Annotated in this window: 6 protein-coding genes; all 6 read left to right on the forward strand. The window is 54.4% G+C overall.

From position 1 onward, the window contains the following. The first annotated feature begins 333 nt into the window (after positions 1 to 333). The 6 genes from PA598K_RS25890 to PA598K_RS25915 all read left to right on the forward strand — a co-directional run bounded on the left by PA598K_RS25890 (position 334) and on the right by PA598K_RS25915 (position 7,985). Positions 334 to 1,404 carry a Gfo/Idh/MocA family protein gene (locus tag PA598K_RS25890; RefSeq protein ID WP_128659735.1) on the forward strand — a complete coding sequence of 357 codons (1,071 nt, stop codon included), beginning with the start codon at positions 334 to 336 and terminating at the stop codon, positions 1,402 to 1,404. 12 nt (positions 1,405 to 1,416) lie between these two features. Then, the gene (locus tag PA598K_RS25895) at positions 1,417 to 1,725 is read left to right on the forward strand and encodes an SGNH/GDSL hydrolase N-terminal domain-containing protein (protein ID WP_128659736.1); all 309 of its coding nucleotides are present in this window, start codon (positions 1,417 to 1,419) and stop codon (positions 1,723 to 1,725) included. Between the two features lie 200 nt (positions 1,726 to 1,925). Beyond that, positions 1,926 to 4,262: an AraC family transcriptional regulator gene (locus PA598K_RS25900; RefSeq protein WP_128659737.1), complete on the forward strand. Its 2,337-nt coding sequence runs from the start codon at positions 1,926 to 1,928 to the stop codon at positions 4,260 to 4,262. A gap of 251 nt (positions 4,263 to 4,513) precedes the next feature. Next, the gene (locus PA598K_RS25905) at positions 4,514 to 5,416 is read left to right on the forward strand and encodes an ABC transporter permease (RefSeq protein WP_128659738.1); all 903 of its coding nucleotides are present in this window, start codon (positions 4,514 to 4,516) and stop codon (positions 5,414 to 5,416) included. A 15-nt stretch (positions 5,417 to 5,431) separates the two neighbouring features. Next, entirely contained in the window at positions 5,432 to 6,340 is a 909-nt protein-coding gene (locus PA598K_RS25910; RefSeq protein ID WP_128659739.1) for a carbohydrate ABC transporter permease, read from the forward strand. 76 nt (positions 6,341 to 6,416) lie between these two features. Further along, on the forward strand, positions 6,417 to 7,985 hold the full coding sequence (locus PA598K_RS25915; RefSeq protein ID WP_128659740.1) for an ABC transporter substrate-binding protein: 1,569 nt from the start codon (positions 6,417 to 6,419) through the stop codon (positions 7,983 to 7,985). Positions 7,986 to 8,040 lie beyond the last annotated feature (55 nt).

Raw genomic sequence — 8,040 nt, forward strand, 5'->3', positions numbered from 1 at the left:
CTCCCATTCTAGCAGAGGGGACGACGGAGCGGCTATTGTTTTCTTAGGCGGTTCGATGGCGGTCCCCCCTCTTCAACGATGATCCTTCCATTATAGATGAGGGGACTGACAGGATTCTCAAAATGAGGGAGGCTTTCGAATATTAATCCATGATTATCGTTGGTCACTCCTCCTTGTGCTCAGTGGCACTTCAATCTTCGTTTCTTCCTCGATTTTGCTGCATTGCGTGTCATCAATTAAAGGAAATGACGTCATTTGAAGTGTACACTCCCCGAGTAAGGCAGGTAAACTGGGTTTGCCGAAAGTTCGAGTAAAGCATAAGGGGAGCATGGGATGAAGAAATTGAAGGTTGGAGTCATCGGGGTTGGGGAAGTAGCGCAGCTCATTCATTTGCCGATCCTGGAGTCGATGCCGGAGCATTACGAGCTGACGGCGTTCTGCGACATCTCGCCGCAGCTGCTGGCCAAGATGGGAGAGCAACACAGGGTGAAGCGTCTGTACTCAACCGTCGAAGCGATGCTGGAGGGCACAGAGCTGGATGCGGTGCTGGTCCTGAACAATATGGAGTACCATACCGAATGCGTGGTCGCCGCGCTGCGCAGGAACATTCATGTGCTGGTCGAAAAGCCGATGTGTATTACCGTGGCCGAAGCGCGCGAGATCATCCTGGCGAGGGATGCCTCTGACGCCCAGGTCATGGTCGGGTATATGAGAAGATTCGCGCCGGCCTATTTGCGGGCTTTGGACGAAGTACGGACTTTAGGGCCGATTAACTATGCGCGGGTGCGGGGGATAGTCGGGCCGAACGCCTTTTTTACGGCACAATCAGGCATCCGCGCCTATCGGTATAACGACATCCCAGCGGCAGCGGCGCAGGATCGCAAGGAAAGGTACCTCCGGCTCATGAAGGAGGCCATCGGGGAGGCCACCGCAGAAGAGTATGCTTCCTACGCGCTCCTGCTTGGCTTGAACAGCCATGATATCTCCGCCATGCGCGAGCTGCTGGGCGTCCCTCGCAGCATCAGGGCTGCTGCAGCGACGAAGGGCGGTCGTTTCAAAACGGCGATCCTGGAATTCGACGACTATCACGTGCTGTTCGAGACAGGAATGGATCAGCAGGGACGGTTCGACGCCCACATCGAGGTATTCGGGGAGAGCAAGTCGATCCTGCTGCAATACAATACGCCTTATCTGCGTCAATTGCCTACGACGCTGCATATCCGCGAGACGATCGGAGAAGCGCTGGAGGAGACGGTCATTCGTCCGACCTACAAGGATGCTTATACATGCGAGCTGGAGTACTTCTACCAGGTCGCCGTCAACGGACTTGCGCCCAAGACAACTCCGGAGGACTATATCCAGGATCTCGAGCTATTCGGCATGATCGTCCAAGCGATGAGATAGGGGGTGACAGCGATGGGATCTAAGGAACGGCTGAGCACGATGCCCGGGACGGAGCATGACGACCGATACATGAGAGTAGGGGAAGCCCCTGCGATGGATCTGCAGTGGCTGTCGGCGCTGGAGGCGCCGCTGTCCGTCACCGGTCTGCCATGGCTGGAGCAGGACGGCGTGTACCGGAGACTGCCGGTGCGCCCGGACTACCCGCTCCGGCCGGAAGTGGACCGCCTGGCGAACCATACGTCGGGCGTGCAGGTTCGCTTCCGCACGGACTCGCCGATGTTGTACGTGCGGGTCGAGCTGGCTGACCGGCGGCGCGCCTGACGAAGCCCAGGAATGTACGACAGACGGCATCCATCCGTCCGATCTTGGCTATGCTCGCATCGCGAGGACGCTTAGCCCCGTAATCGCTAGTCTTCTGACGAAGGATATCCGCGCCAGCGGAATTTGAGGTATACTAGGACAAGTCCGGGAAGGACTGGCGAACGCCAGTCTTTTCGCCATTCTTGACGGGGGAGATATGTGTGAAGCGATTTGGGGGCAAAGTTTATTTTACCAAGATGGTGTTATGGATCAGCGTAGCGATCCTGCTCTTGATCGTTGCGCTGTCGACGGTCGTCTACATCAACGCCCAGAAGCTGCTGGTCCAAAACGAATACGCTTCCAATCAGAAGCTTCTGTATCAGGTGAAATATAATATGGTGTTTATGGACGACACGATCGCCAACCTGTGCAAATGGCTTTACCTGAACAGCGATGTGAGCGCGGTTATGTTTGCCAAGCAGGAGGATATGGTCGATGTGGCCAACCGACTGAATAAAGTGACCAGCTCGATCACCTCGACCAATCCGTATATCCATTCCATTACGATCTACAATCGGAATCTGGACCAGACCTACAATGCGGGCAGCCCGGTTTTTTTTCAGGATGAGCTGCTTGACGCCATGTACGACAAGGAGCAAGTGCCGCCGAAGATGAAGCCGATCTTCCGCAATATCCGCAAGCTGGTGAACCGCGAGACGAGGCCGGAGTATGTATTCTCTTATATGATGTACGAGACCTCGCAGGACGACCAGAAGCCTGACGGTGTCATCATCGTCAATGTCCGGTCGGAATGGCTGCTGAGCAATATCGCCCAGATCAACATGATCGACAAGCGCAAAGGCGACGGCATCTTCATCCTGGACAGCTCTGGCGAATACCTGAATGACGGTACGGGCGATGATGACATTATGACCTGGGCCAAAACGGAGCTGGCTGCTTACAAAAGCGCCCATTCAGGCGCGGATTCGGACGGCTTCTTCGAAAGCAAGCGCGGCGGTACACCCTATCTCGTCACCTACACAAATGTCGGAGGGTCCGGGATGACGCTGCTCAAAACGCAGCCCGTGCCCGAGGCGTATCAGTACATTGCCAAATTGCGGACCAGCATTATCTTCATCACGTTGATTGCGCTGCTGCTAGCGCTTGCCGTATCGATCCTGATCTCTCGCAAAATCTACCGGCCGTTCGGCAATCTCGTCAACTCCATTCGTATGGACCGGCCGCGCCCTTCAGGGGATGAGAAGGCTGTCGACGAGATCACCTATCTAAATGACGTCTATCGGCAGTCGATGGAGGAGTTGGACCTCTTCTACAAGGAGAAGGATGAATACAAGGATGTCATGCGGCATTACTGGCTCAGCCGGCTGCTCGACGAACGATTCAGCATTACGCGCGTGGAGCTTGCCACGTTGTTCAAAGATATGAAAATCTCGTTGCCTGTAGCAGGGTCTTACGCCGTATGCTTGTTGAAAATCGACAACTACAAGGAGTTCCAGCACGCCTACAGCGCCAAGGAAAAGGCAAGCTTCCGGTTTGCCCTGATCAATATCGCCTCCGAGCTCGTCGCCCGCACCTATCCGAGCGAAGGGATCGATATGAAGGAAGACCATGTGCTGCTGATCGTCGCGCTCTCGGAAGGGGACGAAGGCGGATCGCTGAAGCTGGCGGAGACGCTGACCGAGGCACAGGACGTATTCAGCCGCTACTTCAAGGTGACGTTTACGACCTCGATCAGCGATACCGCCGATTCCTTGAGCGAGCTGCATATGCTGTACAATCAGGCGCAGGATCAGGCGATGTATCGTCTGCAGCTCGGACACGGGGCGATGATTACGAAGGCGCGCATTCGCAAAAACGTCGAAAACAAAAAGACCGGCTATTCCAAGGAAATGGAGGAATGGCTCGCAGAGACGATCAAGTCCGGCAATGTGGCCGGCATGAAGGAGGTGCTGGCGAACCTGTTCGGCGAGATGGAGACGCTGAACTATCACAATGCCCTCGTCTCGATCATTCGGCTCGTCGACGCAGCGATTGAAGCGCTGGAGGCAGCACAGACCGCTGCTGCGCCTTCGCTGCAGCTCGCCTCGATCAGCCGCCACATCCTGGAGAAGGAGACGATGGCCGACATTCAGCGGATCGTCCGGGAGGGGCTGCAGGATTCCATCAACAAGGAGACGGTCGGCAATACGGAATCGCTCAATTATTTCCTTGTCGACGCAGTGACCGAATATGTGCAGAAAAACTATCGGGATAACGACTTGAGCTTACCTGCGATTGCTGCCATCATGAAGGTATCCTCGCGCAAGCTGAGCAAAATGTACAAGGAAGCGACGCAACTGTCGATTCCGGATCTGATTAACAACGTCAGGCTGGCCAAAGCAGCAGAGCTTCTCATCCAAGGGGAATTAAGCGTCTATGAGGTTGTGCATCGTGTCGGCTTTACGAACGAAACCTATTTCTTTAGCCTGTTCAAGAAGAAATACAAGGCGACGCCGAAGGAGTACGCCCTGCAGCGGAACATGAACAATATTAAATAAGCTCCCTACAACTTAGAGCGAAGGGGCTGTCCCCAGCGGTGAATCTCACTGCTATGAGGACAGCCTTTTTTGTGTTTTATATGGCAGTCGATCGCGCTCCTATTGGGCGAAAATACTGCAATCGAAGCCCTTTCGACGCTTTTTCGTAGGAATTTACCGGATTTAAAATATACAGGCGGTCGTTCAGGCCTTATATTTTGGGTATCGCTCGTCGGGCACAACCTACATCCAAGGAAGCGAGGAACGCACGCATGCTCAGAATGATGAAAAAAAACGCCGGCTTGTCAATGTTGGCGCTGCCGGGATTCCTGCTCATTATTATTTTTAACTACGTGCCGCTGTACGGGCTGCTGCTGCCCTTCAAATCGTACCGCTACAATCTGGGCATCTGGAATAGTCCGTGGGTTGGCTTCGAAAACTTTGGCTTCCTGTTCAGGGGGGATGTCCTCTATCGCGTGTTGCGAAACACGCTGCTCTACAACCTGACCTTCATCGTATTGGGGACGACGCTTTCGGTCATCGTTGCGCTGCTGCTGTACGAGTTAAGTCGCCGCTTCGTCAAGGCCTACCAGACGATCCTGTTCATCCCTTACTTTATCTCCTGGGTCGTGGCCGGCTTTGCCTTCCGCTCGTTGTTCGATATGGAGTATGGCGTCATTAATCGCGTACTAATCTCCATGGGCGAGCAGCCGATCCTGTGGTACAGCGAACCGAAGTATTGGCCATATATTATCGTCATTGCAGCCGTCTGGAAAGGGCTGGGCTACAGCTCCGTCATCTACTACGCGGCGCTTATGGGGATCGACTCGGAGTATTACGACGCGGCCAAAATCGATGGCGCAAGCAAGCTCCGGCAAGCCTTCTCCATCTCGGTGCCCATCATCAAGCCGATGATCGTCATGCTGGTCATTTTGCAGATTGGCAGCATCTGTTACAGCGACTTTGGCCTGTTCTACAATGTGACGCTGAATTCCTCTTTACTCTACAGCACTACGGATGTCATCGACACGTTTGTCTATCGGTCGCTGATCGACCTCGGCGATATCGGGATGGCTTCCGCGGCCGGTTTTTTCCAGTCGATCGTCGGCTTCTGTCTGGTACTCGCGACCAATACCATCGTCAAAAAAATAAATCCGGAAAACTCTCTTTTCTAGGGGGACTGAAAAACAATGACAACCGAAGCAGCGACGCTCCCCAAACCAAAGGCAACGCCAGGAAAGCTGTTCATCCACCTGATCTTCATCGTCCTGTGCGCAGCTTGCATCTTCCCGTTCCTGGTCATTATTGGAACTTCTGTGCAGAGCGAGAGCGATATTGTGAAGTTCGGCTATTCCGTTATTCCGAAAAACTTTACGTTCGACGCCTATCGGGTCATCCTGCACGATCCGACGATGCTCCTCCGCTCGTATGGTGTGACGATCCTGACCACGGTCGTCGGCTCGCTCGTCGGCATGTGGGTGACGACCACCTATGCGTATGCGATATCGCGCAAGGATTATCGCTTGCGCTCGTTTCTCGCCTTCTTCATTTTTTTTACGATGCTGTTTCACGGCGGCATGGTCCCCTCCTACATCCTGATGGTCAAGTGGCTGGGGCTCAAAAATACGATGCTGGCACTTATACTGCCCTATCTGATCAGCGGCTGGTTCGTCATGCTGATGAAGGGATTCCTGCAGACGATCCCCGATGCGCTCATCGAGTCAGCCAAGATCGACGGGGCCAGCGAGCTGCGTATCTTCGCACAAATCGTGCTGCCGATCTCCAAGCCCGCGCTTGCGACGCTGGGACTGTTCTTCGCCCTGCAATACTGGAACGACTGGTGGCTGACCTTGCTCTATGTCGAAGGGGACCCGTTGATCAAGCTACAATATTTGCTCATTCGCGTCCTGAAAAACATGGAGTATCTCAACTCGGCGGAGGCGATCGAATACGGTCTGGTGAAGCCGGGGATGATGGTCCCGTCCTTAAGCGCCCGTATGGCGATGTGTATTTTGGCGGCTGGGCCGATGCTGCTCGTATTTCCGCTGTTCCAAAAATTTTTTGTGCAAGGCTTGACCGTTGGCTCGATTAAAGGGTGATAATTACAACCATAGCGCTTGTTGCTTAGTGGTTGTCAATTATAGATGAATGAGCACATAAAGGGAGGCATACACGGTGAGTACAACAAAGAAAAGTAGTGCCAAAAGGTGGACGGCGGGAACATCGGCTGTCCTGGCCGCGATGATGCTGGTCGTCGGCTGCAGCTCGCAGGAAGCGGAGACATCCGATCCGGTCAACACGCCTGCGGCAACGGAGCAGAATAAACCGGAAGCGGAAGCGGGGAACGAAACGGAGCAGTTTGTCAAGCTTAGCTGGTACATGCCCAAGCCGATCGACAACATGAAGGATCAGGAAGCGGTAGAGGCGGAAGCGAACAAAATCATCAAGGAGCAGCTGAATGCCGAACTGCATCTCAATCTGATCGACAACGCCGGCTGGGAGGACAAAATGAAGTTGATCTCGGCGGCAGGCGAGCCTTACGATATCGTATTCACCACCTTCGCGTCCAACCGGATCAACGACAATGTGCAGAAGGGAGCCTTCCTGCCGCTCGACGAGCTGCTAGAGAAGTACGGGCAGAACATCCTGGCCAAGGTCGACCCTCGGGCCTGGAAGGCCGTTACGTACAAGGGCAAAATTATGGCGATTCCCGCGCAGACGCCGTATTCGCCTGCTGGCGCGCATGTGTTCAAGAAGGACATGGTCGAGAAATACGGCTTCGACTACAAGAGCGTCAAGAGCATCCAGGATCTGGAGCCCTTCCTGGCCGAGATCAAGCAAAACGAGCCGGATATGATCCCGCTGCTGGCGACGGCCAACGGGACAGCTTCTGGCATCACCTTGTATGACTATACGACGATTACGCCGGGCATTTCTTATAGCGAGAAGGACGGTTCCATCGTCAAAATTTTGGATGTGCCGCAGAACAAGGAAAACTACAAAACAATCCACGAGTTTTACCAGAAGGGCTACATTGCCAAGGATGCGGCGATCAAGACGGACTACCTCGCCGAAGCCAAATCGGGAAAATACGCCGTCATGCGGGACTCGGGCGGTTATACCGAGGACGGCTCGAAATCGACAGCCACGTATGGCTTCCCGACAGTAGAGACGTTGTCCGGCTATCCGACGATCTCGACGAACTCGATGACCTCGGCGGCATCGGCGATCAGCGCTACCTCCAAAAATCCGGAACGGGCAATGATGCTGCTCAATCTGATCTGGGGCGACAAATATCTGCTCAATACGCTGGCTTACGGGGTGGAAGGCAAAAACTACACCTTCAAGAGCGGCACGGCGCAGGACGACGATCCGACGATTGAGGCGACCAGCGGATCAGAGCAAACATGGGCGATCTGGCATAACTGGCTTGGACCGCTGTGGGATCAGTGGGATTCGAACTGGAACTCGACGGCCGCGCTGCAAGCGATGAAGGCCAATAACGACAACGGCCAGGCGTCGGGTATCCTCGGCTTCATCTTCAATTCCGAGCCGGTCAAAAACGAAATCGCCCAGGTCAGCGCGATCCAGAAGGAATCGACGCCGATCCTGACGACCGGCTCGATGACGGACTTCGAGCAATACTACACGGAGCTGCAGCAGCGGATGGTCGATGCGGGCATGGACAAAATCCTTGCCGAGGCGCAAAAACAATTCGATGCATGGAAGGCTGAGAACAGCTAAGACGCGATTAAAAAGCAAAACCAGACTGCCCTCAAAAGGGAGCCTACGGTCACGG

Origin of the sequence: Paenibacillus sp. 598K (assembly GCF_003851045.1) — a bacterium.
In the GTDB taxonomy this organism is placed as follows: Bacteria; Bacillota; Bacilli; order Paenibacillales; family Paenibacillaceae; genus Paenibacillus_D.